Genomic DNA, 22578 nt, shown 5'->3' on the forward strand with positions numbered 1-22578 from the left:
TGTTACGTCTCACGGTGATCAATGCGCGAGAGGCGGACATGGCAGAGCGAGCGACCTATCGACCCTATGAACAACCGACAGGTGGCTGGGGGTCGGTCAAGTCGCTGATCAGGCATTCCACCCGCCAGCGCGCCGTCGGCGCCGTCCCGGCCCTCGTCCGCCACCACAACAAGCCCGGCGGCTACATGTGCACCAGTTGCGCCTGGGCGAAGCCGGCCGAGCCGCATGCCGCCGAATTTTGTGAGAACGGCGCCAAGGCGACGTTCTGGGACGTGACGGCGAAGCGCGCGACGCCGGACTTCTTCGCCGCCCACACGCTCACCACGCTGCGCGGCTGGTCCGACTACGAGCTCGAGAGCGCCGGCCGGCTCACCCACCCGCTGCGCTACGATGCCGCCGCCGACGTCTACCGGCAGACGAGCTGGCAAGAGGCGTTCGAGGCGATCGGGGCCAGGCTGAAGACCTACGAACCGAAAAGCGTTGTCTTCTACGCCTCGGGCCGCGCCTCGCTCGAGACCTCCTACATGTACCAGCTGCTGGCGCGCCTCTACGGCAACAACAACCTGCCGGACAGCTCCAACATGTGCCACGAGACGACGTCCGTGGCGCTGCCGCAGAGCATCGGCACGCCCGTCGGCACGGTGCTGCTCGACGACTTCGACCACACCGACTGCATCCTCTCCTTCGGCCAGAACGTCGGCACCAACGCGCCGCGCCTCCTGCACAGCCTGCAGGAGGCGAGCGAGCGCGGCGCCGCTATCATCGTCTTCAATCCGCTGCGCGAGCGCGGCTGGGAGGAATTCCTCAACCCCCAGCAGCCCGTGAAGATGCTGACGAACAGCCCGACCCGGATCGCCTCGGAGTACCATCAGGTTCGCGCGGGCGGCGACATCGCCGCGATGGTCGGCATCGCCAAGGCCCTCATCGCGCTCGACGCGGAGGCGTTTGCGAAGGACGGCGAGCCGGTGCTCGACGCTGCCTTCATCGCCGAGCACACCCACGGCTTCGACGCCTTCCGCGACTACGTGGAGGGGACCGCTTGGTCGGATATCCTCGACGCGTCCGGCCTGCCGCGCGCCGCGATAGAGGGCGCCGCCGCCACCTACGCCCGCGCCCGCGCCACCATCGCCATCTACGGAATGGGCCTCACCCAGCACAAGCTTGGCGTCGACAACGTGCAGATGCTGGTCAACCTGCTGCTGATGCGCGGCCAGATCGGCAAGAAGGGCGCCGGCATCTGTCCGGTGCGCGGCCATTCCAACGTGCAGGGTCAGCGCACCGTCGGCATCGCCGAGAAGACCGACCTCGTGCCTCTCGACCGTCTCGCCGAGCAGTACGGCTTCGAGCCACCCCGCGAGGACGGTCTCAACACCGTCGACGCCTGCCACGCCATCGTCGCCGGCGAGATCCGCGCCTTCATCGGCCTCGGCGGCAACTTCCTGCGTGCCATCCCCGAGAAGGAGCTGATGGAGGAGCGCTGGCGCGGCCTCGACCTCTCGGTCCAGATCGCGACCCGCCTCAACCGCACACAGCTCGTCCCGGCGGCCGGCGACACCTGGCTGTTGCCGACGATCGTCCGCTCCGAGATCGACCAGCAGGCCGGCGTCCCGCAGATCGTCACGATGGAGGATTCCACCACCTGCATCCACGCTTCCCGCGGCCAGTGGGAGCGGCCGGATGGCGACCTCCTGTCGGAGCCGGCGATCGTCGCCGGTCTGGCGGAAGCGTCGCTGCCGCCGAACCCGCTGGTGCCGTGGGACGCGTGGGTGGGCGACTACGGCCTGGTGCGCGACGCGATCGAGGTGACGTTCCCCGAGGACTTCCGCGACTTCAACCGACGCATGGACACGCCGGGCGGCTTCCCGCGGCCCGTGCCGGCGCGCGACCGCGTCTGGGAGACGGACACCGGCCGGGCGAACTTCAAGCTGCCGGCCGCGCTGTCGGCGAGCTTCGACGACGATGACGACGCCGACGTCCTCCGCCTCGTGACGCTGCGCTCCAACGACCAGTTCAACACCACCGTCTACGGCTACGACGACCGCCTGCGCGGCATCCATGGCTCGCGGATGATCCTGATGATGAACCGCGACGACCGCGTCCGCCTCGGCATCGCCGAGGGCGGCGACGCGCGCCTCACCACCGTCGCCGGCGACGGCATCGTCCGCACCCTCGACGGCCTGCAGGTGATCGACTATCCGCTGCCAGCCGGCACCTGCGCCGGCTACTACCCGGAGCTCAACGTCCTCATCCCGCTCTGGCACCACGACGAGCAGAGCAAGACGCCGGCGGCGAAATCGGTGCCCGTGCGCGCCACGGCCGACGGCGCAGGACCTGTGTAGCGACGCGCTGCGCCGGTGCGGAGAGGCCCGAGCCGGAGTTCACCCCGGCGTTAGGGGCCGGTTGACATCTAGTTCAACGTCGAACTATAACGTTCAACGTTGAACTAGATGAGGTCGCGGTCATGATGTCTCGTCGTCGCCTGTTCGCCGTCGCTGCCGGCGCGCTCGTCGCGGTCGGCGGCGGTGCTGCCGCCTTCCTTCTGACCCGCGAGCCGCACGCCGCGCGGGCACCCTGGGACCCGGCCGCCGTCGCCGACCTTCCCGACGACGCCCGGCTGCGGGCGTTGGCGCTGGCGATCCTCGCGCCCAATCCCCACAACCGCCAGCCGTGGCTGTTCGAACTCGTCGGCGACGACACGATCGCGGTCTACTGCGATCTCGATCGGCGGCTGCCGGAGACCGACCCCTTCGACCGCCAGATCACCATCGGCTTCGGCTGCTTCCTGGAGCTTCTCGCGATGGCCGCCGCGGCCGACGGCTACGCCGCGGAGATCATGCTGTTCCCAGAGGGCGAGCCGCAGCCGCGCCTCGACGGGCGCCCGGTCGCGGTTGTGAGGTTCGCGCGCATCGGTGCGCCGCCGCCCGACCCGCTGTTCGGCCACCTGCGCGACCGCCGCTCGAACAAGGAGCCGTTCGATATGACCCGGCCCGTCCCGGCCGAGGCGCTCGCCGCCCTCGTCGCGGCCGCGCCCGATCTCACCCGCGCTTCCGCCGCGCCCGACCTCGTCGACGCCCTGCGCGCGCTCACCTTCCGCGCCTTCGAGATCGAGGCGGCGACGCCGCGCACGCACCTCGAGAGCATCCGGTTGCTGCGCATCGGCAAGGCCGAGATCGAAGCCTCGCCGGACGGCATCGACATCGGCGGCGCGGTGCCGGAGCTGCTCGCCACCGCCGGGCTGCTCACCCGCGAAGCCGCCGCCGATCCGACGTCGACGGCGTTCGCCCAGACGACAGCGATGTACCGCGAGATCATGCACACCGGCATGGCCTATGCTTGGCTGGTGACGCCGGGCAACACTCGAGCCGACCAGCTCGCCGCCGGTCGCGCCTGGGTGCGCGTCAATCTCGCCGCCGCCGCCACTGGCCTGTCAGCGCACCCGGTCAGCCAGGCCCTGCAGGAATATCCGGAGATGCAGGGGGAGGCGCAGGCGCTCACGACCCTGCTCGGCGTTCCCGCCGACGCGACCCGCGTGCAGATGCTTGCCCGCATCGGCTATGGTCCGACGGTGCCGCCGAGCCCACGCTGGCCGGTCGAGACGAGGATGCGCCCTGCGTGACCACCGCCGACCCCGTCGTCTTCGCCGTCTTCAACGAGATCGCCATCATCGATCAGCTGGCGCAGGCGCGCCTCGCCAAGGTGCTGCCGGACGGGTTGCTGGTGCCGCACTTCACCCTTCTCAACCATCTCGTGCGCGTCGGCGACGGCCGCAGCCCCGTCGACATCGCCCGTGCCTTCCAGATCACCAAGGGGGCGGTGACGAACACGCTGCAGCGCCTCGAAGCCCGCGGCCTTGTCCGGCTCGCGCCCGACCCCGACGACGGCCGGGCGAAGCGCGTCTTCCTGACGCCGGCGGGACGGGCCGCCCGCGAGCGCTGCATCGCCGCGGTCGCCGACCTGTTCGCCGATATCCACGGCCCCCTCGGCGACGGGCCGTTCGCGGCGGCCCTGCCGTTCCTGCGCGACCTGCGCCAAAGGCTGGACAAGGCACGCGATTGAGCGGCCGCCAGCGGATCCGGTCCCGCGCCGGCACACGGGCGGCTTGATCCTCGCGCGCTGCGATGCGTGGATGGCCGGCGCCCGCGACCGCGGGCCTCGCCAGCCGGGGGCCTCATGCACGCCGAACTCGCCGACACCCACATCGCCGTCCTCGGAGCGGGCCTCGTCGGCGCCGGATGGGCGGCGCTGTTCGTTCACCACGGCGCGACCGTTACCGTCTGGGACCCCGTGGCGGGCGCGCTCGACGCGGCGGAGAGCCGCATGGCCGCTCCCCTCGCGGCGCTCTCGCGGCTGTCGCCGGAAGCCGGGCCACGCGGACGGCTGTCGTTCACGCCATCTCTCGCCGAGGCCGTGGCGGACGCCGATCTGATCCAGGAGAACGCCCCGGAGAAGATCCCGCTCAAGCATGCGCTCTACGCCGAGGTCGAAGCGGCCGCACCGGCGGCGGCGATCATCGCCTCCTCGACCTCTTCGCTCACCTGGTCGGAGCTCGCGCCGGGACTGCGGCGGCCGGAGCGCTTCATCACCGCTCATCCGTTCAACCCGCCGCACCTGGTGCCCCTGGTCGAGCTCTACGGCATCGACGATGCCGTCCTCGACCGTGCCGAGGCGATCTACCGGGCGGCCGGGCGCCGGCCCGTGCGGCTGAAGAAGGACGCCACCGGCCACATCGCCAACCGCCTCGCCTCGGCGCTGTGGCGCGAGGCCGTCAACATGGTCGCCGAGGGCATCGCCGACGTCGAGGCGATCGACGAGGCCCTCGTGCACGGGCCGGGGCTGCGCTGGTCGGTGATCGGCGCCCACATGGCCTACCACCTCGGTGGCGGCCCCGGCGGCATCGAGGCCTATCTCGAACACCTCGGGCCCAGCCAGGAGCGGCGCTGGGCGAGCCTCGGCAACCCGCGCCTGACGCCGGCGGTGCGCGCCGCCCTGATCGAGGGCGTCGCCCGCAAGGCCGCCGGCCGCGACATCGCCACGCTGGAAGCCGAACGCGACGAAGCCCTCATTCGCGCCCTGCGCGCCCGGGGAGGGGAGGCGCAAAGCGGATAGCGCCGGCCCGCCGGGCGCCTGATGCGCGCCCTCTGAAGCCGCCTTCAAGGAAACGTGTCGCACCTGCGGCGATCGACACGCTGGATTCGCCACGCCGGGGATGCTTGTCTGCCGGTGTGCAGTTCGTCCATGGCGTGTTGTGACGACGTCGGGCGCCGTGCGATGCGGCCGTGACGCCGGCGGGATTTCGGGAGCACGAAGACATGCCGATCCTCGTCCGCTTTCTGATCCGTCACGCCCTGATCGGCTTCGCTGTGGCGTTCGTGTTCGTCGGGGCGCTCCTCGCCTTCGACGTCGCCCGGCTCGGCACCCTGGTGTGGGCGTCCTCCACCGGTGGCATCGCCGTGGCGGCGCTGACCTTCGCTCTCGGCCTCACCTTCGGCAGCGTGCAGATGGGCGTCGCCGTCATGCTGCTTGGCGAGGACGCCGATCCGCCCGCCCGCGGCGGCGGCCGCCGCATGGCTCTCGCGCCCCTCGTCCACCGGCTCGCACCGGTCGTCGCGCGCCGCCGGTGATCGCGCGGCGCCTCCGCTGACCTCGATCTACGGCCTCCGTCACACCGCCGTGCCGACGAGGGCGCCGATGGCGGCGGTGGCCGCCCTTGCCGACGCCCCCGGAACGCCACCCGGAGCGCCACTTCACCACTTCGGCGCCGCCTGCCCGGGCGCCGCACCGCAGGCGGTCGGTCCGGGCACTTCATCGGCGGTTCGGATCAGAGGCGGTAGTCGTCCGGAGCGCCGGCGGCCCATGGGCAGGGCGCTCATTCAGCGCCCGCGCTAAGCTCAGAAAAGGAAATCCGAGTCGTCGATGTCGCGAGCCTTAACGCCGTTGAGCCGAATTTCCATGTCCTCGTAAGATACCACTGAACCTGCTTTGGTTCGCGTGATGGTAAGATCGTCGAAATTCAAATCATCTCCGCGGAATTTGATGTGATCTTTGCCTTGCTTGAAGTCTCGAATGACGCTTTCCGTTTCCCGGCCAACAGTGAACTCAAAGTTATCCTCACCTCTTCCGCCGGTCAGAATATCGCGGCCGCCCCGCCCCTGTATCTGGTCATCACCATTACCACCGAATATACGCTCCCCATCACGGCACCCTCGTATTAGATCGTCGCCACCGTAGCCATATATTTTATCTCTTCCGCCCAAGTTCAATACGACGTCATCTCCATCTCCAAGCTTGATGACGTCATTATTTTTGGTTGTGGTGATTCCAAAATTTGAATCACTGTCGCGGATATTGATATATAGACTATCAATATGCTTATTTACAATGTCAAGATGACCGTTTTTGTCGATCGTGTATACAGTTTTATCATTCTTATCAGGACTATACTGCAACAGATATTTTCTGTTGTCATAGAAATATAGTCCAAAATCTTGATCTTTGACGAACAAGTCCGCTAGAGAGACGTATCGGCCGTTCGACTCAACGTACAGATCCGCGCCGGTATCTTTCAGTTCGAAGCGTGCTTTCACGGATGTCTCTCCCGGTGGGTGCCTGGGTGGGACTTGTCTACTCGCACTACCAGAGCGAGTGGAGGAGCACAATGTTGAGTAAGGCATCGTCGAAATCGGGAGTGACCTGCGCGCGGTGGGGGCGCGCTGGTTCATTCCCGGTTCGACGACGAAGTCGCACGCTGATGCCGGACACCTTCGCGTGACGCTGTGCACCGGATTGTAGTCACCGGGCCCCGTGCGCCGGACCCGGCGCGCCCCGGCTCTCTGCGCGTCTCACGGTGAGGAGCCGCCGGCCGCCCGCCGGCGCCTCAGACCGCCGTGCCGACGAGGGCGCCGATGGCGGCGGTGGCGGCCATTGCGAGCGCCCCCCAGAAGGCCACCCGCAGCGCCGCCTTCACCATGCCGGCGCCGCCCGCCCGCGCGCCGACGGCGCCGAGGAGGGCGAGGAAGGCGACCGAGGCGGCGGAGACCGCGGGTGCGAGAAGGTCGGCCGGCGCGACCACCGCGACGACGATCGGGAAGGCGGCGCCGACCGCGAAGGTCCCGGCCGACGTCAGCGCCGCCTGCACGGGCCGGGCGCTGACGATCTCCGAGATGCCGAGCTCGTCGCGGGCGTGGGCGGCGAGCGCGTCGCCCTTCATCAGTTCCTCCGCGACCTGCCGGGCGAGCCCCGGCGACAGTCCGCGCTCGACATAGATCTGCGCGAGCTCGTCGGTCTCGAAGGCGGGGGAGGTGGCGAGCTCGAGGCGCTCGCGCGCGAGGTCGGCGTTCTCGGTGTCGGACTGCGACGAGACGGAGACGTACTCGCCGGCGGCCATCGACATCGACCCGGCGACCAGCCCGGCGATGCCCGCCACCAGCACGTCGGAGGGCGCGGTGGCGGCGGCGGCGACACCGACGATCAGGCTGGCGGTCGAGATGATGCCGTCGTTCGCGCCGAGCACGGCCGCCCGCAGCCAGCCGATGCGCTGGATCATGTGTCCTTCGGTATGGCTGCGGCCCATGCGTCGCTCTCCTTCCCCGGCACGGAGAGGCGGGGCGCGTTCGACCGCGTCACCCGCCCCGGCGTGCCCTGCCCAAGGCCCCCGAGCCCGTTCAGTCGGGCTCACTCGCTCGTCTTGGCGCGCTTGCGTCCAGTGATCATCGCCGCGACGAGATTCTCACCGTGCGCCAGGCTGGCGACGAGGACACCAGCAATATGCAGCCCGACGAGCAGCAGTGTGACATTGACGCTGATCTCGTGCGCCTCCTCCACCCACTCGACGCCCCAGAAGGCGTCCGTCGTCATCAGGATGCCGGTGCCGCAGATCACCGACAGCATGACCAGGAGCGCCAGGATCATCGCCCCGCCGGCCGGGTTGTGGCCGAGATGGCGCCGCGCCCGCAGTCGCGCGGTGTCGAGGATGTGGCGGACCACGACCGACGGGTGGTGGACGAAATCGGTGAAGCGGGCGTGGGTGCTGCCGAACAGGCCCCAGAAGACGCGGAAGACGAGGAGGCCGACGATCGTGTAGCCGGCGATCTCGTGGACCGTCTGGAGTTCGTCGCCGGTCGCCCACGCCGTCACGAAGGCCGCGACGAGTGACCAGTGGAAGATGCGGACGAGCGGGTCCCACACCCGGACGGTGCGCGGTGACCCGGTCTGGCCGGAGGACGCCGGCGGCAGGACGCCGCCGGCTCCGGCCTTCTCGGATGAGAAGGCGTCCATCAGTCGTCCGCCTCCATCTTCACGACGGCGCCGGTCACCGGGTCGACGTCGGCCTCGAAGCGCTTGCCGTCCTTGTCGAGGGCGTAGACTTCGTAGCCGTTGTCCTCGACCTTGACCTGGCGGACGTCGTAGCCCTGCTTCGTGAAGGTCTCTTTGACCTGCTCGACGGTCATCCACTGGTCGCGGGGCGCCGCCGGCGTATCGTCGGAAGCGAAGGCGGTGCCGGTGGAGACGGCGAGGGCGGCCAACAGAGCGGCGGCGCTGGCGGTGGCGATCAGGCGCTTGTGCATCGGGAATCTCCTGTCTGTTCGAACGGCACCGGCCGTCCGATGCCGCAGACACTGCCCGAGCCGCCCTGACGCCCCGCTGATCACCGCCGTCAGCGAGTTGTCAGCCTCTGGCGCGCAAGAGGAGACCGAGACAGGACCGCCCATGACCCGCCGCTCCGTGACCCGCCGCTTTGCCCTCGTCCTCGCGCTGCCACTCGCCCTCGTTCTCGCGGCGGGCGGCGCGGCGCGGGCCGACGACGACGGCGACCACGACCACGACGCCGCCCGCCGCGCCCTCGAGGCCGGCGATGTGCTGCCACTGGCCACCCTGCGCGACCGCGTCGCGGCCGAACTCGGTGGGCGCATCGTCGGCGTCGAGTTCGAGCGCGAGGACGGCCGCTACATCTACGAATTCAAGCTCCTGATGCCGGACGGCCGGCTCCGCGAGGTCGAACTGGACGCGCGCACCGGCGACCTCACCAGCGGCGAGGCGGACTGATGCGCATCCTCCTCGTCGAGGACGAGCCCCGCATCGCCGCCGATGTCACGGCCGCTCTCGCCGCCGCGGGCTTCCTCGTCGAGACGGCGACCGACGGCGAGGACGCCTGGTTCTGCGGCGACACCGAGGACTACGACCTCGTCGTGCTCGACCTCGGCCTGCCGCACATGGACGGGCTCACGGTGCTGAAGCGCTGGCGGGCGGCCGGTCGCGCCATGCCGGTGCTGGTGCTGACGGCCCGCGGCACCTGGGCCGAGCGCGTCGAGGGCATCGACGCCGGCGCCGACGACTACCTGCCGAAGCCGTTCCGCATGGAGGAGCTCGTCGCCCGCGCCCGCGCCCTCGTGCGCCGCGCCGCCGGCCACGGCGCGCCGGTGATCGAGGCCGGCCGGCTGCGCCTCGACGCCCGCCAGATGCGGGTGACGGCCGACGGCGTGCCGGTGCCGCTGTCGCCGCTCGAATACCGCCTCGTCGCCTACCTGATGCACCACAAGGGCCGCGTCGTGCCGGCACCGGAACTGCTCGAGCACCTCTACGGCGACGACGACGCCCGCGAGGCGAATGCGCTGGAGGCGGTGGTGACGCGGCTCCGCCGCAAGCTCGGGGCGACCGCGATCGAGACGCGCCGCGGCTTCGGCTACCTGATTTCAGACGGCGCCCCATGACGGCGGGACGCCAGCGCCAGGGCTCGCTCCGCCTCCGGCTGCTCGTCGCCGGCGCGCTGTCGATCCTCGTCGCGCTGGCGCTCTCGGCGTTCGGGCTGACGCTCCTGTTCGAACGCCATGTGGAGCGCCGCGTCGCCGTCGAGCTCGCCGTCTATCTCGACCAGATCACCGCGGGCCTCGACCGCGGCCCGACCGGGGCGCTCGTGCTGACGCGATCGCCGGCCGATCCGCGCTTCGACGCGCCGCTCTCCGGTCTCTACTGGCAGGCCGGTGTCGGCGACGAGCGGCTGCGCTCCCGCTCTCTGTGGGACGAGACCCTGGCGCTGCCCCCGGACATCCTCGCCGACGGCGCGGTGCACGAGCACCGCGTCGCCGGCCCGGACGGCACCGTGCTCCTGGCGCTCGAGCGCAGCGTCACGCTGCCGGCCCGGCTCGGCGGCGGGGCCCTGCGCGCCGTCGTTGCCATCGACGCCGCCGACATCACCGCGGCGACGCGCGCCTTCGCCGTCGATCTCCTGCCCTATCTCGCCCTCCTCGCGCTGGTGCTGATCGCGTCGGCGGCTGTGCAGGTGACGGTGGGCCTCCGCCCGCTCGCTGTCGTGCGGGCGCGCCTCGCCGGCATCCAGGCCGGCACGGAGCGGCGGATGGGCGATGCCTTCCCCGACGAGATCCGTCCGCTCGCCGCCGAGGTCGACGCCCTGATCGCCGCGCGCGAGGCGCAGGTCGAGCGCGCCCGCGCCCGCGCCGCCGACCTCGCCCACGGCCTGAAGACGCCGCTGCAGGTGCTGTCCGGCGACGTCGCCCGTCTGAGGGAGCGCGGCGAGGGGGCGATCGCCGCCGACATCGAGCAGGTGGCGGCGGCGATGCGGCGCCACGTCGACCGCGAGCTCGCCCGCGCCCGCCTCGCCGCCGGCGGTGGCGACGCGAGCGCCGACGTCGCGGCGGTGGTGGACGCCGTCCTCGCGGTCGTCGTCCGCACCCCGTCCGGCGCGGCGCTGGCGTGGACCACCGACATCCCGGAGGGCTCCATCGCCCGCATCGATCCTGACGACCTGGCCGAGGCGGTCGGCAACCTCGTCGAGAACGCCGCGCGCCACGCCACGAGCCGCGTCGCCGTGACCTGCCGGGTGGCGGGTGAGTGTCTCGTCCTCGCGGTCGCCGACGACGGTCCCGGCATCGCGACCGACCGCATCGAGACCGCGCTCGCCCGCGGCGGGCGCCTCGACGCCGGCGGCGACGGCGCCGGCCTCGGGCTCGCGATCGTCGGCGACATCGCCGAAGCGTGGGGCGGACGGCTGTCGCTTGCCGACGCCGCGCCGGACACTGTCACGGGGGGAAGCGCGGCTGCGACCGCGGGCGGAATCGCGGCTGCGAACGCTGAGGGCGAAAGCGTCCCGCGGGGCACGACGGCAACGCTCACGCTGCCGCGCGCCTCGCCAGTGACGCAGCGCGGCGAGGCGCCTTGACACCGTCGCCGGCGCCTCCGTATATGCCGCCTGCCGACCGGGGCGGAGTAGCTCAGCTGGTTAGAGCAGCGGAATCATAATCCGCGTGTCGGGGGTTCGAGTCCCTCCTCCGCTACCACCCCTCGCATCTGCCATCCGCATCAGAAGACGCCGGCGCCCCCTCAGCCGGCGCCTTCGTCGAGCGTGAAGCCGACCTTCAGCTTCACCTGGTAGTGATGGACGCGACCGTCCTCGATGTGGCCGCGCACCTCGCTCACCTCGAACCAGCGCAGGTTGCGCAACGTCTTGGCCGCGCGCTCGACGGCGTTTTCGATCGCCGCCTCGATGCCGTCCGTCGACGAACCGACGAGTTCGACGATCTTGTAGACGTGCTCGCTCATGGTGCTCTCCCTCTCAGGGCGCCGTCCGACGTGACGGTCCGAAGCGGACAACGCCGCGGGCGCCGCCGCGTTCATCCTACGCCATCGGCCGACCGCTCACGGCGGCGCGTGACGGCGTGCCGACGAGCCGCCCCACTGTCGTCAGATCGCATCGCGGCGGCCGGGCCGCGGGGCCTTCCGATTCAGCGTTTGCACGGTGAGGCGAATGCGGCCACGCTGGTCGGCGTTACCCGTGGTTCCCGGGGGCGGTCGCAGGGCCGCGCCAGGGCCGCTTCGCCGAGGACGAAGCGGTGCTGCCACGGTCAAAAGGCCGTCCGACAAGAGCCAGCGAGAATACGGAGGGGACGAAGCGTCCCTTCGCGCGTTCTGACATCGCCGCCGGTCGCGCCGACCGGCGGCTCCGATCCTCCCCGGCGCCCCGGAGGCACGATGCGCATTCTTGTCGGCTGCGAGATGACCTACGAGTTCAGCCAGCCCACCCCGCTCATCGCGGTCCTCAACGTGCACCCCTCGCGCGTCTCCGACCTCGAGCGGCCCGACTACCTGCTGACCGATCCGGCCGTCCCGGTGCAGGGCTATCGCGACGGCTTCGGCAACTGGTGCAACCGCCTCACCGCGCCCGCCGGCCGCTTCACGCTGCGCACCAACACCGTCGTCCGCGACGCCGGAAACTGGGATCCGGTGACGCCGGGCGCGCGGGAGACCCCGATCGACCAGCTGCCGTCGGATGCGCTGGAGTTCCTGCTCGGCAGCCGCTACTGCGAGACCGACAAGCTTTCCAACACCGCCTGGAACCTGTTCCAGAACACGCCGCCGGGCTGGGCCCGCGTGCAGGCGATCTGCGACTTCGTGCACAACCACATCACCTTCGGCTACCAGTTCTCGCGCCCGACCCGCACGGCCGCCGAGGCCTTCGAGGAGCGCCAGGGCGTCTGCCGGGACTACGCGCACCTGGCGCTGACCTTCTGCCGCTGCATGAACATCCCGGCCCGCTACTGCACCGGCTACGTCAGCGACATCGGCCTGCCGCCGCCCTATGCGACGCAGGACTTCGCCGCTTGGATCGAGGTCTTCCTCGACGGCGCCTGGCACATGTTCGACCCGCGCAACCATTCCCCGCGCAAGGGACGCATCCTGATCGCCCGCGGTCGCGACGCCACCGACGTCCCGCTGACGCTGACCTTCGGTATCTCGACCCTCGTCAACATCACCGTGACGACGGAGGAGGCGCCGGACTAGGACGCCGGGCGGCGCCGTACGGAGCACCCGCTCCGTCGCCTTCGGTCGCCAAAGTCGACGCGTTGGGCGCCGGTCTGGACAGCGCGGCCCCCCGCGCTATCCTCCCGCCCTGCAAACGATTGCGCGCCGCATTGCACGGCGCCAGCAGGGATGGGGGCCGCCATGAGCGTCGAAGCCGATGTCGTCGTCGCCGGAGCCGGCCACAACAGCCTGATCACCGCCGCCTATCTCGCGATGGCGGGGCGCCGCGTCGTCGTCGTCGATGCGCGCCCGGTCGCCGGCGGCGGGGCGGTGAGCGAAGAGCTGCTGTTGCCCGGCTACCGCATCGATACCTGCTCGACAGGCCACACGCTGATGATGGGCAACCCCGTCATCGCCGACGACGAACTCGGCCTGATCGCCGAGTTCGGCCTCGACTACATCGATCCCGATCCCGTCGGCCACGTCCGCTTCCCGGACGGGGAGGGCTTCACGATGTGGCTCGACGTCGACCGGACGGAGGCCGAGTTCGCCCGCTTTTCGCAGAAGGACGCCGCCGCCTACCGCAAGCTGCTCAAGGACTGGGACGAGGTGAAGGGCGCCTTCTCGGCCGCGACCTTCAACCCCGTCGGCGGCGAGAGCCTCGACCAGCGCCTGCTGGCCACGCCACAGGGGAAGATCTGGCTGCGCCGCAAGGCGCTCAGCGCCTGGGACGTGGTCCGCCACACCTTCGAGAGCCGGCACGTGCGCGCCTTCGTGATGTGGCAGGCGTTCCAGACGATGGTCTCGCTCGACCAGCCGAGCTCCGGCGCGATGGCCTATTCCGTCATCGCCGGCCGCCAGCGCCGCAGCTGGACGATGCCGCGCGGCGGCTCGGGCAAGCTCACCGATGCGCTGGTGAAGCGCATCGAGACGCTCGGCGGCACCGTCGTCACCAATGCGCGTGTCGTCCGCCTGATCGTCGAGGATGGCCGCTGCGCCGGCTTCGTCACGGAGGACGGCGAGGAATATCGCGGCCGTGAGGCCGTCGTCTCGACGATCCACGTCAAGCACCTCGTCGAGATGGCGCCGGAGACGTGCTGGGACGAGGCCTTCCGCTACGGCGTCGAGACCTTCGATCCCGGCATCTCCGCCTTCGCGCTCCACCTCTGCACCACCGAGGCGCCGCTGTTCTCGGGCGTCGGCGAGCCGCGCTCGGCGGTGTCGGCCGGCATCGCGGCCTGGCCGGAGGACCTCGTCAAGCTGTCGCGCCAGATCCGCGACCGCGAGCCGACGCCCGAGGCGCCCTGGATGATGATCGCCACGCCGACCCTCGCCGACCCTTCGCGCGCCCCGGCGGGACGTCACACCGTGAAGATCGTCGCCGCCTGCAGCGCGGTGGCGCCCGGCGGCTGGGCCGCAGCGAAGGAGGGCTACGCGGCCATGCTCGTCGAGCGGCTCAGGCAGGCGGCGCCGAACATGACGCCCGACACCATCCTTGCACAGCTCGCCAAGAGCCCCGAGGACATCGAGGCGGCGAACGCCCACATGATCGACGGCACCTTCCACGGCGGTGACCGCGGCTTCGCCTTTGCCGGACCGCTCCGGCCGGCGCCGGGCTGGGCGCAGCACCGCATGCCGATTCCCGGCCTCTACCAGACCGGCGGCACGACTCACCCCGGCGGCTCGATCACCGGCGCCCCCGGCCGCAACGCCGCGAAGATCCTGCTCTCGGACCTCGGCACCTCGCTGGAAGCCGTCGTGGCGGCGCACAAGTCCAGGATGCGGGCGGCGTGAAAGGGGCCGTTGCGACAGCGCGTTCGGGTGGCCCGCCACGCCATCTTCGGTCGCGTCGCGCAGGAGTGTTGCGTTCCGGGCGGGCAGTCCTTATAGGAGCCACGTCCGCGCACGGCCGCCGCGCCGCTGCCACCGGATCGGGTGTATAGCTCAGTTGGTAGAGCAGCTGACTCTTAATCAGCGGGTCCCAGGTTCGAGCCCTGGTACACCCACCAAATCTCCAAATCTTTCCAAGGGGTTAGCGTGGGCCATCTTCGCGCCGCCCCACCGAGCCCGAGCGCCGGCTAACGCTGGGCTAACATTTTCGTGATCGGCGGCAGATGGTGAAAGGGCGGCCCTCGCGGACCGCCCTCCCCTTCGCGTCTCTCCGATCTCACTGCCGACGAGGCAGCACCCACGTTGCGAGCGTAATCAGCTTGCGGGCGAGCCACATGCGGATCGTCTCGCCAGCCGCCCGGCGAAGCTGCCGCCAGCCGTCGCGGCGCCGCGGGCGCACCGTGGGGACGCTAACCGGCATTGCGCGGCACCACGCGGTCGCACGCCGCCCGCTGCCGTTGATCGGCGTTAAGCCGCTCCTCGGCGCGACGGACGAGGTCGAGGGCCCATAGGTTCGCGAGCATGACGGCGGTGACCTGCTCGGCGTCGAGCGGGTCACCGTCTCCCATGGCCATGTTGATGAGCACGAGGAGGTCGCGCGCCTCGGCCATGAGGTCTTCGGCCCTGTAGCTGTCGTGTAGCGCCACCTCGGGGATCTGGCCTCTCATGCCGCCCTCCTATGGCCGGGGCCGTACTCTTGGCCGCCGTGTTCGTCGGTGCCGTGATCGTCCTCGTCCTCGCGATCGTCGCCGCCGATAGACGGCTCAATGTCGCTGTCGCCGTCGACGTCGTCGAGGAAGGCGATCAAGCCCTCGATCGTGTTCTCGATCAGGGGCCGCATCGACGGCCGGTAGGACGCGAGGGTGGGGATGGGACAGAGCGTCCGCGGCCGAATCGCCGGCAGGATGCCGAACGAGGCGTTCATGCGCCGCCCTCGCCCACGAGGGCGGCCACGTTGGCGTGGAAAGCCCCGATGCGCTCGCGACACCACTCGTCTTCAGGGTCCACGAACACGAGGCGGGGTTCGGTGCCGATCTCGATCAACATTGCGTCGAGCTTCGCGGCGAGGCCCGCCGCAGTCGTCGCAGCGATCGCTCCCATCGCCGTGGTGACAACATCAACGGCTTCGCCGGCGCGGTTGTTCGCCTCGCCGAGCTGTTCCACGCCACAGAGCCGTCGCAGTTCGAACAGCTTGTTGACGTTCGCGACCTTGGACACGGAACAGCCCTGCTCGGCCAGCCATTCGACGAAGGCGTGCTCGGCGCGGTGCCAGTTGTCGGCCGCCTTGCCATAGGCGAGTGCCAGCGGCCGGAGCTCGGCGTGCAACCGAAGCAGTTCGGCGTCGTCGCCCGGCGCCGCGAGCGCTGGCAATGCCGCGAGGGGGGCGGCTGCAGCCGCCATGCCGACGAGGAACGTGCGGCGGGATGTGGTAGTCGTCTCGATAGCCGTGGGCATGGGATGCTTCCTAGCCTGGGGTTAGGGCCGCGCAGGGTGTTCGCGCATCTTGCCGGCCCGCGCTTATTGGCTTAGCCTAAAATGATGACTGAGACAATATCGGCTAAACCGAAAAAGCGCGGCCGCCCGGCAACGGGCCGCGATCCAATGGTCGGCTTCCGGTCGCCGCCGGAGGTCACAGCGGCCCTCGACGCGGCCGCTGCCGCCCAGCCGGATCTTCCCAGCCGGTCGGAGATGATCCGGCGGATCGTGGTCGAGTGGCTTCGAGGTCGCGGCTACCTCCAAAAGGGAGGCGTGCTCCCTAAAGGGAAAGCAGAAGGCGAAGACTGACAGGCGCGTTCCGTTGTGCCACCCTCAAGCGAGGGGAGGCACCGATGGGACAACTTCAGGGACTCAGCGACACTGGTATTGTTGGCGGCATTGTCGGCCTAGTAATAACAGTTGGCGCGCTTCTGGCGGCATTTGCACCAATAATTTTTTCTATAGCTTCCCGCGATATAGTTTCTATATGTGTATCCATATGCGCAACAGTGCTCGCAGGAGCAATCATTGTAGGAAATAGCTCGTTTTTTGGAATTATTATTGCCGCTGCAATATATGGTCCGGCGTTGATATCAGCGTCCATAATCTACGGATGCTCGCGAATCTGCGAGCACCGAACCCCCAGCGACGCACAAAGCAAGCCGGCGCGATTCAAGCAGCCTGCGGGCCGCCGCGAACCATCGTTGTAGATGCGGCGCCGCATTTGGGCCTCACGCACAACGGACTATGGAGCCCGATAGATGCCCGATCAAGCATCCCGAGCCCGTGTTCAACGGCTTCTGGCGGGTCAGTTTCGCCGCGACTACGTTATCGACCTGCTATTGTTTCTCAGACAACACGCCGATGGCCGCCCCCTTCTGCAGGAAATCGGACATTTCATTTCGCACCCGACGGTACGCGACAGGGGATTCACTCACAATGCTGCTCAAGAATGGGCCTTGTTCGCGGAGTTCGTTCTTGCTCGTAGCATCAGCGGGGAACCACTAAATTTCAGCAGGTTACCAAATATTGCCCCGAAGTTTTATCGCTTGGTTGCGCGAGGCCTTCCGCCAGAGTCGCTTATGAGGGAGACAGGCATGCGTCCCTCCCAAGCAAAGGCAAAATTAGAGAGATTCGCTTCAGCTCTTGTCGAGAATGATGACGGAACATGGCGAATAGGCCGTCCACTATCACAGCAGGATTTCAATCTGATTGGTTTTGCATCTGGCCTGGTGCTGGCTGATGCTTCATTCACAGCGGAGAAATTGATTGATGAAGTATTTGCAGGGCTTTTAAGTAATTCACTGATAAGCCGAGATGAGCTGAGGGAAAATAGAGACACTCTCGGCGAGATCTTTCAGCTGATAGTAATCTCGTCAATGCACAACACTGCGATAGCTCTTCCTGTCGGAGAGCTTGCGTTGATACGAGCGCATCCTAACAGCGATGTGGGTGCAATATCAGTAGACCTCTCAATCCACCTCGACCGCCAGAATTATCCCAAAATTCTCGTAGCAAAGTCACTATTTTTGTCTTCACTAGAGCCTCAGAGGTTCTGTGATGCCGATCTGATGGCGGATAGTAGTTGGAATTTTGCGATTGACGTAACTAGTGATCTAAAGCTGTGTCGTCTATGAAATGCGCTCTATTGGGTTGGACCTGCTGGGCTTAGGCCGGCTTTGCAGACATGGTCACTGCAGTCTTGTCGTCGGCGCAACGGTGCTCGCCATCTCGCGTGCCGTGGCGATCAGAAGATCCGTCTCCCACTCGCTCGCGTCGCGCCCGTTGCGGTCGTGGAAGGCGGCGACGAGGTCCGCCCATGCCAGTAGCTCGGCGCCGGAGATGCGGCGGCTGGCGTCGCGTTCCATCACGACACCGCCCGCGGACCGTGCGCCACCATGCGCAGCCGCCCGGCTTTCAGCGGTGCGGCTGCAGCCTCCAGGGCGGCGATGCGCTCCTCGAGCTCGACCCGCTTCTCGGCCTGCAGGATCGCCGTGGCGGCCATCTCGGCGATCAGGACGCGGAAGGCGTCGGTGGTCTTGCCGGCCCGCAGCTTCGCGGCGATCTCGTCGCCCACGCGACGGGCGTGCTCGCTGGCGAGTTCCGCGCGCTCGCGCGTCGTCAGACGGTCGCCACGATCGGCCTTGTCGCGGATAGCCGCCAACGTGCGGCGTCGGTCCTGTTCGGCGAGGAAGTCCATGGCGTCACCAGCTTGCGTTGTCGATGAAAGCGACCGCGTCGGCGCGGCGTGGAGTGAAGGCGAGGTCCACAATGATGCGGATCGCGACACCGTCGGTTTGGAAGAATGACCGCACCGGAGCGGCGGCTTCCCCGCTGCCGTCGACAACCTCCGCCGGATCGTCGTTCATGTGCAGCACCGCGTCCTTGCTCACGACGATGTCGGGCGCCGGATCCATGGAGTGCAGGATGCTGACCGGATCGACGGCGATGATGCGAGTGTTCGCTAGCCCCTGGCTCGGCAGCACCGTGATGCGCCCGGCGATCTCAGGCACCCGTATCGGCAGCCTTGCGGCGTTGGCCGGCGAAACGATGAACACCACCTGTCCGCTGCCGTTTGCCGACACAGCCGCGGCCAGCGCCTCCAGGTCCGCCGCCATCGCGATAGCGTCGGCACCGGGCGTGCCGGACAGCGGAGTGAGGCCGTAGAGCAGGCCGGCGTTCGCGGCGTCGCTGGCGGGGGTCGCGGAGAAGTATGCGGCGTCGAGCCCGAGGCTCACGTCCTCCCGCAACACCTGCGAGACAAGCTCGGCTCCACCGTTGCGGCGCGCGAGCTCGCCGGTCACGGCCGAGATGAGGGCAACCTTCTTGTGTGGACCGATCACGGTGCCGTCGAAGGTCCGCGTCACCACGGGGATCGGGTCACCCTCGGCGACCCACGGCGCCGCGGCGGGAGGGTCGGCGCGGACCGGGTAGTGCACGACGCCTTGCCGACCCAGCGGGACTTTGACGCCCCGCTTCATGATCTCCGCTGCGGCGCTCTGCGGCGCCAGCGACTTGAGGAATTCACCAAGCGCTGCCTCCACGAGGACAGCGCTGTTGGCGCTCGTCGCCATGGATGCAGTCGCTCGCGTGAGCAGCGACCTCGACACCTTGTCGTTGGGGAACCGTTCTTCGAGGTAGGCAGCGGAGCCGCCAAGGTAAGCCCCGGCGACGCTCATCACTTCCGCCAGCACGGCACGCTCCACATAGGCACTCTGCTTGGGAAACTGGTTGTCGAGGTCTGCAACGACGCGCATGGCGATCTCCTGATTTGCGCCGATCGTGACACAATCGGGAAAGCCGTGGCGTGACGTGTCACGCCTCTAGCTGGAATGCCTCGATGAGACCTTCGAGCGCCCGGCGGATGCTGTCCCGGTCGTCCGCCGCTGACGGGTGAAGCCGACGCGAGGCAATCAGCACGTCCACGAGCCGCCCCTCGTCGACTTCCACGGGGAGCACGATCCGGCCGGCGGCGCGGCGCTGCCGTAGCTGCCGCATCCGGTCCGCGCCCCTCGCCCGGCCCGCCCTACTCATGGCGCGAGCCTCGCAGCGCGGCGGTGCGCACCCCTGCCGCCAGAACGCACGGACGACGAGGAGGGTGCGCACCACGAGAGCGGCGGATTTGCTGGAGTTAGGCGAGGTTCGCAGCCTGGTGCGCGGGTGAGTGCGCACCCCCCAAGTGCGCAATGAGGAAAAAATCTCTCCGTGACCCCCAGCACGGTGCCTATCCCCACCCATGTGAGGAATTTGCTAGGCCCCCCGCCACACGAAATGGCGGATTAGCTTGTAAGGATCTTGATGGGGCTTGATCTTGCGACCGCGTCGCATCAGCTACGGGGCGAACAAGGCGAACATTGGCGAACATGTTCGCTCCTGTTCGCGAAGGCCAAACAGGCGAACGAACACGAACAACCCCCTTAAAGGGGTGTTCGGTGTTCGCCTGCCTTGTTCGCCTCATGCCACCCGCCATGCGTATTGCTCCCAGACAGCCACCCGACCGGCCGCGATCAGCGCCTCGGTGGCACGCTTGAAAGCCTGTTGCTTGGCTCGCTCCTCGTCGGACGTGCTGATACCGCGGGCGTAGGCGTATCGGCGCCAGGCCGTGAGCGTGACCACCGTGGCGTCGCGGGGGATGTGGTTGGAGTTGGGCGCACCCTCGCCCAACTCGGCGATCGCCTCCTCGAAGGCCCTGAGTGCGTTATGCGCGCCATCCGACAGGCGCCGCATCGGCTTCGAGGAGGGGACGGCGTCGCCCTCGACGGGGACGACAACGCACGACGTGATGACGTCGCCATCCTCGTCGAAGCCCACCTCGACCGACTCGAGCCGGCTGGCGATGACGTCGCCTTGCGGTCCGTCCTTCGCCAACTCCACCTCGACCATCACGACGTCGCCGGCGGCCCGCTTCACCGAAAGCTGTGCGTCGGCAGCGCCCGTAAGGGACGTGTGCCCACGGGGGCGGGAATGGTCGTGGCCGCAGTGATGAACCACCACCACAGAGCACGCGAACGCCTCTCGGATGCTGTCGGCGGCCCGCACATAAGCCGCCATGTCCTCGTCGCTGGACTCCGATCCCGAAAGGGAGCGATTGAGCGTGTCGAGCACGACAAGCACCGGCGGCGTGTCGCTGAGGTTGAGCCGGATGGCCGCGATCAGTTCGCCCGCGTCTTTCACGAGGTCGAGCGTCGCCGGCTGCAGGTAGAAGGGCACCGGCTCATGCTCCTCGGTGAGGAAGCGGAGCCGGAACGCTTCGACACGCGCCTCGAAACCGGACTGCCCCTCAAAGGCGCAATAGACCACCGCACCCTGTTGGACGCGTCGACCGCGGTAGTCCCACCCAAGCGCGACGTGCATCGCGACCGACGACATCCAAAAGCTCTTGCCTGACTTCGGAGGGCCCCACACCAGCGTAAGGCCCTCCCGCGGGAACAGGCCCTTGACGAGGTAGCGGCGGGCCGTCCGAAGCCGAATTTGGGCGAGTGGGACGAGGCGAATGCGCGGCTCGCGCACGTCGACACGTTCGCCGGGGATCTGAAGGACCGCGTTCAATCGGCATCCTCCCGCGCGAGGTCCGCGACGAGGTCGGCCCAATCGCCAAATTCCTCGGCGGGGGTGCGGATGATGACGCGCCGGCCGTCGCGGATGTGCCGCTCTGCAGCCTTGTCGGCGCCGCGACGGCCCGCCTCGTCGTTGTCTGCGAAGATGTGAACCTCGGTTGCTTCAGGCGGGAGCCAGACGGACGCCAAGCGTTCGGCGCCGAGCACCGCCCAGCACGGCAGCCCCGACAGTTGCATCGCGGCGAGTGCCGTTTCGGTGCCCTCGGCGATGCCGAGCACGGGCCCGGCCGCGGCTAGGCGGACCGCGCCGGCGCCGAGCTTCCCGAACGTCCAGCGGGGCACGCTCACGTTCGCCTTCGCCCCCGTGGCGAGGTTGAGGAAGGTCGCTTGAGCCGCGACAACGCGCCGGTCGGGCGCTTGCACGGCGGCGACGAGGGCGGGGAGGTTCATGCCCACCAGCCGACAGGGGGCGTGAGCGAAGCGCATCGTCGGTGGGAACGGTGCGCGAAGCTTGCGGTGTTCTGTGAGGTAGAGCTCGGCGAGCGTCCCCGCGATGGGCGCAGCGGGCCGCCACACTCCAAGCGCCTGGGGATCCGGCTCCAACCGACGATTTTCGTCGACTGGCGACTCCCACACGATCTCACGGGGGGCGAGGCGCCGCCGTCCGCGATCGAAAGCCCGACGATCATCGTCGCGGCTTCCGACGATGCCGAGACAGCGGCGAACATGGTCGCGGCAGACCCGCCAGTCATCGCCTGCGAAGCTGTCGACGATGAAGCCGTCGGGCGCGGTAGACGACAAAAGTATGCTGAGGCTTCGGTCCCGTGGCGAGTGCCCCGGCCCGGGAGCCAGCACCTTGTCGCGGCCGCTCACGTCTCCGTGGACCGCTTTGGCGACTTCCGCGGCGGTCCTCATGCCGCGCACTCCCCGAAGGCGTGACGCGCGACGACGCGGGCGTAGGGGTACGGCAGGCCGAAGCGGTTCGCGATGCGGCGCGCTTGAGCCGAGACGATTGCGTCGGTATTGTCGGGGTCGATCAGGCTGCCAAGCAGATCGCTTTCCCGAGCGTCGGCGCCGCCCGCCAGCGGCGCCGCGCTCGACTCGCGCGGCATCTACTAAGCGGCCTCTTTCGAGGCGATCGGGCGGCCGGCGAACCAGGCCTCGATCTCGTCTTCAGTCCAGACGCGAGTATTCGCCCCGAGCTTGCGGCCGGGCGGGAAATCCTCGCTGTCGATCCAGCGCAGCAACGTCTGCCAGTTGCTGACGATGCGACGCTCTTTCAGGTCGGCGAAGCGGAGCAGCTTGGTCATGGGGCACTCCACGGCTGTCCGTGAAGCCCGACCATCGGGAGCCACGGCAGTACGTGGAGACCCAGTTACGCCGGCGTGAGCGGACCGGGGTG

The 22578-nt window shown here is 68.7% G+C and carries 28 protein-coding genes and 2 tRNA genes; 13 read left to right on the forward strand and 17 right to left on the reverse strand.

The window, feature by feature from the left end; translation table 11 throughout:
- Positions 1 to 38: 38 nt before the first annotated feature.
- The 5 genes from RUR49_RS06690 (at position 39) to RUR49_RS06710 (ending at position 5621) form a co-directional block, all read left to right on the forward strand.
- The gene (locus RUR49_RS06690) at positions 39 to 2339 is read left to right on the forward strand and encodes an FdhF/YdeP family oxidoreductase (RefSeq protein WP_409145596.1); all 2301 of its coding nucleotides are present in this window, start codon (positions 39 to 41) and stop codon (positions 2337 to 2339) included.
- Between the two features lie 122 nt (positions 2340 to 2461).
- Positions 2462 to 3616 (forward strand): Acg family FMN-binding oxidoreductase, encoded by a 1155-nt coding sequence (locus tag RUR49_RS06695; protein WP_409145597.1) that lies wholly within the window; start codon positions 2462 to 2464, stop codon positions 3614 to 3616.
- The gene (locus RUR49_RS06700; protein WP_409145598.1) at positions 3613 to 4056 is read left to right on the forward strand and encodes a MarR family winged helix-turn-helix transcriptional regulator; all 444 of its coding nucleotides are present in this window, start codon (positions 3613 to 3615) and stop codon (positions 4054 to 4056) included. Before RUR49_RS06695 ends, RUR49_RS06700 begins: the two co-directional genes overlap by 4 nt.
- Positions 4057 to 4170: 114 nt before the next feature.
- Positions 4171 to 5106 (forward strand): 3-hydroxyacyl-CoA dehydrogenase NAD-binding domain-containing protein, encoded by a 936-nt coding sequence (locus RUR49_RS06705; RefSeq protein WP_409145599.1) that lies wholly within the window; start codon positions 4171 to 4173, stop codon positions 5104 to 5106.
- A 203-nt stretch (positions 5107 to 5309) separates the two neighbouring features.
- On the forward strand, positions 5310 to 5621 hold the full coding sequence (locus RUR49_RS06710; RefSeq protein ID WP_409145600.1) for a hypothetical protein: 312 nt from the start codon (positions 5310 to 5312) through the stop codon (positions 5619 to 5621).
- A gap of 267 nt (positions 5622 to 5888) precedes the next feature.
- On the opposite strand, the gene RUR49_RS06715 is transcribed toward RUR49_RS06710, so the two are convergent.
- The 4 genes from RUR49_RS06715 to RUR49_RS06730 all read right to left on the reverse strand — a co-directional run bounded on the left by RUR49_RS06715 (position 5889) and on the right by RUR49_RS06730 (position 8564).
- Positions 5889 to 6584, reverse strand: coding sequence for a calcium-binding protein (locus RUR49_RS06715; protein ID WP_409145601.1), 696 nt, complete (start codon positions 6582 to 6584; stop codon positions 5889 to 5891).
- A gap of 290 nt (positions 6585 to 6874) precedes the next feature.
- Positions 6875 to 7570, reverse strand: a complete 696-nt coding sequence (locus RUR49_RS06720; protein WP_409145602.1) for a VIT family protein — start codon at positions 7568 to 7570, stop codon at positions 6875 to 6877.
- 101 nt (positions 7571 to 7671) lie between these two features.
- On the reverse strand, positions 7672 to 8274 hold the full coding sequence (locus tag RUR49_RS06725; RefSeq protein WP_409145603.1) for a cytochrome b/b6 domain-containing protein: 603 nt from the start codon (positions 8272 to 8274) through the stop codon (positions 7672 to 7674).
- Complete coding sequence (locus RUR49_RS06730; protein WP_409145604.1) at positions 8274 to 8564, reverse strand: PepSY domain-containing protein; 291 nt, start codon at positions 8562 to 8564, stop codon at positions 8274 to 8276. Before RUR49_RS06730 ends, RUR49_RS06725 begins: the two co-directional genes overlap by 1 nt.
- Positions 8565 to 8706: 142 nt before the next feature.
- On the opposite strand from RUR49_RS06730, the gene RUR49_RS06735 reads away from it, so the two are divergent.
- The 4 genes from RUR49_RS06735 (at position 8707) to RUR49_RS06750 (ending at position 11291) form a co-directional block, all read left to right on the forward strand.
- Positions 8707 to 9042, forward strand: a complete 336-nt coding sequence (locus RUR49_RS06735) for a PepSY domain-containing protein (protein ID WP_409145605.1) — start codon at positions 8707 to 8709, stop codon at positions 9040 to 9042.
- Positions 9042 to 9707: a response regulator transcription factor gene (locus RUR49_RS06740; RefSeq protein ID WP_409145606.1), complete on the forward strand. Its 666-nt coding sequence runs from the start codon at positions 9042 to 9044 to the stop codon at positions 9705 to 9707. The genes RUR49_RS06735 and RUR49_RS06740 overlap by 1 nt, the downstream gene beginning before the upstream one ends.
- Positions 9704 to 11173, forward strand: coding sequence for an ATP-binding protein (locus RUR49_RS06745; protein WP_409145607.1), 1470 nt, complete (start codon positions 9704 to 9706; stop codon positions 11171 to 11173). The genes RUR49_RS06740 and RUR49_RS06745 overlap by 4 nt, the downstream gene beginning before the upstream one ends.
- A 41-nt stretch (positions 11174 to 11214) precedes the next feature.
- Positions 11215 to 11291: transfer RNA gene (locus RUR49_RS06750), tRNA-Met, on the forward strand.
- A gap of 43 nt (positions 11292 to 11334) precedes the next feature.
- On the opposite strand, the gene RUR49_RS06755 is transcribed toward RUR49_RS06750, so the two are convergent.
- Positions 11335 to 11553 (reverse strand): dodecin, encoded by a 219-nt coding sequence (locus RUR49_RS06755; RefSeq protein ID WP_409145608.1) that lies wholly within the window; start codon positions 11551 to 11553, stop codon positions 11335 to 11337.
- Positions 11554 to 11982: 429 nt separating this feature from the next.
- Here RUR49_RS06755 and RUR49_RS06760 point away from each other — a divergent pair, with 429 nt between their 5' ends.
- The 3 genes from RUR49_RS06760 to RUR49_RS06770 all read left to right on the forward strand — a co-directional run bounded on the left by RUR49_RS06760 (position 11983) and on the right by RUR49_RS06770 (position 14762).
- Positions 11983 to 12792 carry a transglutaminase-like domain-containing protein gene (locus tag RUR49_RS06760; RefSeq protein ID WP_409145609.1) on the forward strand — a complete coding sequence of 270 codons (810 nt, stop codon included), beginning with the start codon at positions 11983 to 11985 and terminating at the stop codon, positions 12790 to 12792.
- Between the two features lie 162 nt (positions 12793 to 12954).
- On the forward strand, positions 12955 to 14547 hold the full coding sequence (locus RUR49_RS06765) for a phytoene desaturase family protein (protein ID WP_409145610.1): 1593 nt from the start codon (positions 12955 to 12957) through the stop codon (positions 14545 to 14547).
- Positions 14548 to 14686: 139 nt separating this feature from the next.
- Positions 14687 to 14762: transfer RNA gene (locus RUR49_RS06770), tRNA-Lys, on the forward strand.
- Between the two features lie 291 nt (positions 14763 to 15053).
- Here the strand turns inward: RUR49_RS06770 and RUR49_RS06775 are convergent.
- The 4 genes from RUR49_RS06775 to RUR49_RS06790 all read right to left on the reverse strand — a co-directional run bounded on the left by RUR49_RS06775 (position 15054) and on the right by RUR49_RS06790 (position 16723).
- The gene (locus RUR49_RS06775) at positions 15054 to 15311 is read right to left on the reverse strand and encodes a hypothetical protein (RefSeq protein ID WP_409145611.1); all 258 of its coding nucleotides are present in this window, start codon (positions 15309 to 15311) and stop codon (positions 15054 to 15056) included.
- Positions 15308 to 15568: a hypothetical protein gene (locus RUR49_RS06780; RefSeq protein WP_409145612.1), complete on the reverse strand. Its 261-nt coding sequence runs from the start codon at positions 15566 to 15568 to the stop codon at positions 15308 to 15310. The genes RUR49_RS06775 and RUR49_RS06780 overlap by 4 nt, the downstream gene beginning before the upstream one ends.
- Positions 15565 to 16098: a hypothetical protein gene (locus tag RUR49_RS06785; RefSeq protein ID WP_409145613.1), complete on the reverse strand. Its 534-nt coding sequence runs from the start codon at positions 16096 to 16098 to the stop codon at positions 15565 to 15567. The genes RUR49_RS06780 and RUR49_RS06785 overlap by 4 nt, the downstream gene beginning before the upstream one ends.
- A gap of 385 nt (positions 16099 to 16483) precedes the next feature.
- A complete protein-coding gene (locus RUR49_RS06790; protein WP_409145614.1) occupies positions 16484 to 16723 on the reverse strand; it encodes a hypothetical protein in 240 nt (79 codons plus the stop codon).
- Positions 16724 to 16880: 157 nt separating this feature from the next.
- On the opposite strand from RUR49_RS06790, the gene RUR49_RS06795 reads away from it, so the two are divergent.
- Positions 16881 to 17756 carry a hypothetical protein gene (locus tag RUR49_RS06795; RefSeq protein WP_409145615.1) on the forward strand — a complete coding sequence of 292 codons (876 nt, stop codon included), beginning with the start codon at positions 16881 to 16883 and terminating at the stop codon, positions 17754 to 17756.
- A gap of 54 nt (positions 17757 to 17810) precedes the next feature.
- Here the strand turns inward: RUR49_RS06795 and RUR49_RS06800 are convergent, their stop codons facing one another.
- The 8 genes from RUR49_RS06800 to RUR49_RS06835 all read right to left on the reverse strand — a co-directional run bounded on the left by RUR49_RS06800 (position 17811) and on the right by RUR49_RS06835 (position 22486).
- Complete coding sequence (locus RUR49_RS06800) at positions 17811 to 17987, reverse strand: hypothetical protein (protein ID WP_409145616.1); 177 nt, start codon at positions 17985 to 17987, stop codon at positions 17811 to 17813.
- The gene (locus tag RUR49_RS06805) at positions 17987 to 18319 is read right to left on the reverse strand and encodes a hypothetical protein (protein ID WP_409145617.1); all 333 of its coding nucleotides are present in this window, start codon (positions 18317 to 18319) and stop codon (positions 17987 to 17989) included. The genes RUR49_RS06800 and RUR49_RS06805 overlap by 1 nt, the downstream gene beginning before the upstream one ends.
- A 4-nt stretch (positions 18320 to 18323) precedes the next feature.
- Positions 18324 to 19376 carry a phage major capsid protein gene (locus RUR49_RS06810; RefSeq protein WP_409145618.1) on the reverse strand — a complete coding sequence of 351 codons (1053 nt, stop codon included), beginning with the start codon at positions 19374 to 19376 and terminating at the stop codon, positions 18324 to 18326.
- Between the two features lie 58 nt (positions 19377 to 19434).
- Positions 19435 to 19569, reverse strand: coding sequence for a hypothetical protein (locus RUR49_RS06815; RefSeq protein WP_409145619.1), 135 nt, complete (start codon positions 19567 to 19569; stop codon positions 19435 to 19437).
- 504 nt (positions 19570 to 20073) lie between these two features.
- Positions 20074 to 21168, reverse strand: a complete 1095-nt coding sequence (locus RUR49_RS06820; RefSeq protein ID WP_409145620.1) for an AAA family ATPase — start codon at positions 21166 to 21168, stop codon at positions 20074 to 20076.
- Positions 21165 to 22091 (reverse strand): toprim domain-containing protein, encoded by a 927-nt coding sequence (locus tag RUR49_RS06825; RefSeq protein ID WP_409145621.1) that lies wholly within the window; start codon positions 22089 to 22091, stop codon positions 21165 to 21167. The genes RUR49_RS06820 and RUR49_RS06825 overlap by 4 nt, the downstream gene beginning before the upstream one ends.
- Positions 22088 to 22288, reverse strand: coding sequence for a hypothetical protein (locus tag RUR49_RS06830; protein WP_409145622.1), 201 nt, complete (start codon positions 22286 to 22288; stop codon positions 22088 to 22090). The genes RUR49_RS06825 and RUR49_RS06830 overlap by 4 nt, the downstream gene beginning before the upstream one ends.
- Before the next feature lie 3 nt (positions 22289 to 22291).
- Positions 22292 to 22486: a helix-turn-helix transcriptional regulator gene (locus RUR49_RS06835; protein WP_409145623.1), complete on the reverse strand. Its 195-nt coding sequence runs from the start codon at positions 22484 to 22486 to the stop codon at positions 22292 to 22294.
- Between the last annotated feature and the right edge of the window lie 92 nt (positions 22487 to 22578).

This window comes from Pseudoxanthobacter sp. M-2 (assembly GCF_046156265.1).
GTDB lineage: Bacteria > Pseudomonadota > Alphaproteobacteria > Rhizobiales > Segnochrobactraceae > CAMDHY01.

Coding starts and splice junctions, on each gene's coding strand:
- RUR49_RS06805 (WP_409145617.1), bottom strand. CDS start 18,319: ATGGACTTCCTCGCCGAACAGGACCGACGCCGCACGTTGGCGGCTATC.
- RUR49_RS06735 (WP_409145605.1), top strand. CDS start 8,707: ATGACCCGCCGCTCCGTGACCCGCCGCTTTGCCCTCGTCCTCGCGCTG.
- RUR49_RS06705 (WP_409145599.1), top strand. CDS start 4,171: ATGCACGCCGAACTCGCCGACACCCACATCGCCGTCCTCGGAGCGGGC.
- RUR49_RS06835 (WP_409145623.1), bottom strand. CDS start 22,486: ATGACCAAGCTGCTCCGCTTCGCCGACCTGAAAGAGCGTCGCATCGTC.
- RUR49_RS06780 (WP_409145612.1), bottom strand. CDS start 15,568: ATGAACGCCTCGTTCGGCATCCTGCCGGCGATTCGGCCGCGGACGCTC.
- RUR49_RS06790 (WP_409145614.1), bottom strand. CDS start 16,723: ATGGACGCTGATATCAACGCCGGACCATATATTGCAGCGGCAATAATA.
- RUR49_RS06810 (WP_409145618.1), bottom strand. CDS start 19,376: ATGCGCGTCGTTGCAGACCTCGACAACCAGTTTCCCAAGCAGAGTGCC.
- RUR49_RS06825 (WP_409145621.1), bottom strand. CDS start 22,091: ATGAGGACCGCCGCGGAAGTCGCCAAAGCGGTCCACGGAGACGTGAGC.
- RUR49_RS06690 (WP_409145596.1), top strand. CDS start 39: ATGGCAGAGCGAGCGACCTATCGACCCTATGAACAACCGACAGGTGGC.
- RUR49_RS06800 (WP_409145616.1), bottom strand. CDS start 17,987: ATGGAACGCGACGCCAGCCGCCGCATCTCCGGCGCCGAGCTACTGGCA.
- RUR49_RS06720 (WP_409145602.1), bottom strand. CDS start 7,570: ATGGGCCGCAGCCATACCGAAGGACACATGATCCAGCGCATCGGCTGG.
- RUR49_RS06695 (WP_409145597.1), top strand. CDS start 2,462: ATGATGTCTCGTCGTCGCCTGTTCGCCGTCGCTGCCGGCGCGCTCGTC.
- RUR49_RS06725 (WP_409145603.1), bottom strand. CDS start 8,274: ATGGACGCCTTCTCATCCGAGAAGGCCGGAGCCGGCGGCGTCCTGCCG.
- RUR49_RS06785 (WP_409145613.1), bottom strand. CDS start 16,098: ATGCCCACGGCTATCGAGACGACTACCACATCCCGCCGCACGTTCCTC.
- RUR49_RS06730 (WP_409145604.1), bottom strand. CDS start 8,564: ATGCACAAGCGCCTGATCGCCACCGCCAGCGCCGCCGCTCTGTTGGCC.
- RUR49_RS06775 (WP_409145611.1), bottom strand. CDS start 15,311: ATGAGAGGCCAGATCCCCGAGGTGGCGCTACACGACAGCTACAGGGCC.
- RUR49_RS06740 (WP_409145606.1), top strand. CDS start 9,042: ATGCGCATCCTCCTCGTCGAGGACGAGCCCCGCATCGCCGCCGATGTC.
- RUR49_RS06795 (WP_409145615.1), top strand. CDS start 16,881: ATGCCCGATCAAGCATCCCGAGCCCGTGTTCAACGGCTTCTGGCGGGT.
- RUR49_RS06765 (WP_409145610.1), top strand. CDS start 12,955: ATGAGCGTCGAAGCCGATGTCGTCGTCGCCGGAGCCGGCCACAACAGC.
- RUR49_RS06830 (WP_409145622.1), bottom strand. CDS start 22,288: ATGCCGCGCGAGTCGAGCGCGGCGCCGCTGGCGGGCGGCGCCGACGCT.
- RUR49_RS06760 (WP_409145609.1), top strand. CDS start 11,983: ATGCGCATTCTTGTCGGCTGCGAGATGACCTACGAGTTCAGCCAGCCC.
- RUR49_RS06745 (WP_409145607.1), top strand. CDS start 9,704: ATGACGGCGGGACGCCAGCGCCAGGGCTCGCTCCGCCTCCGGCTGCTC.
- RUR49_RS06710 (WP_409145600.1), top strand. CDS start 5,310: ATGCCGATCCTCGTCCGCTTTCTGATCCGTCACGCCCTGATCGGCTTC.
- RUR49_RS06755 (WP_409145608.1), bottom strand. CDS start 11,553: ATGAGCGAGCACGTCTACAAGATCGTCGAACTCGTCGGTTCGTCGACG.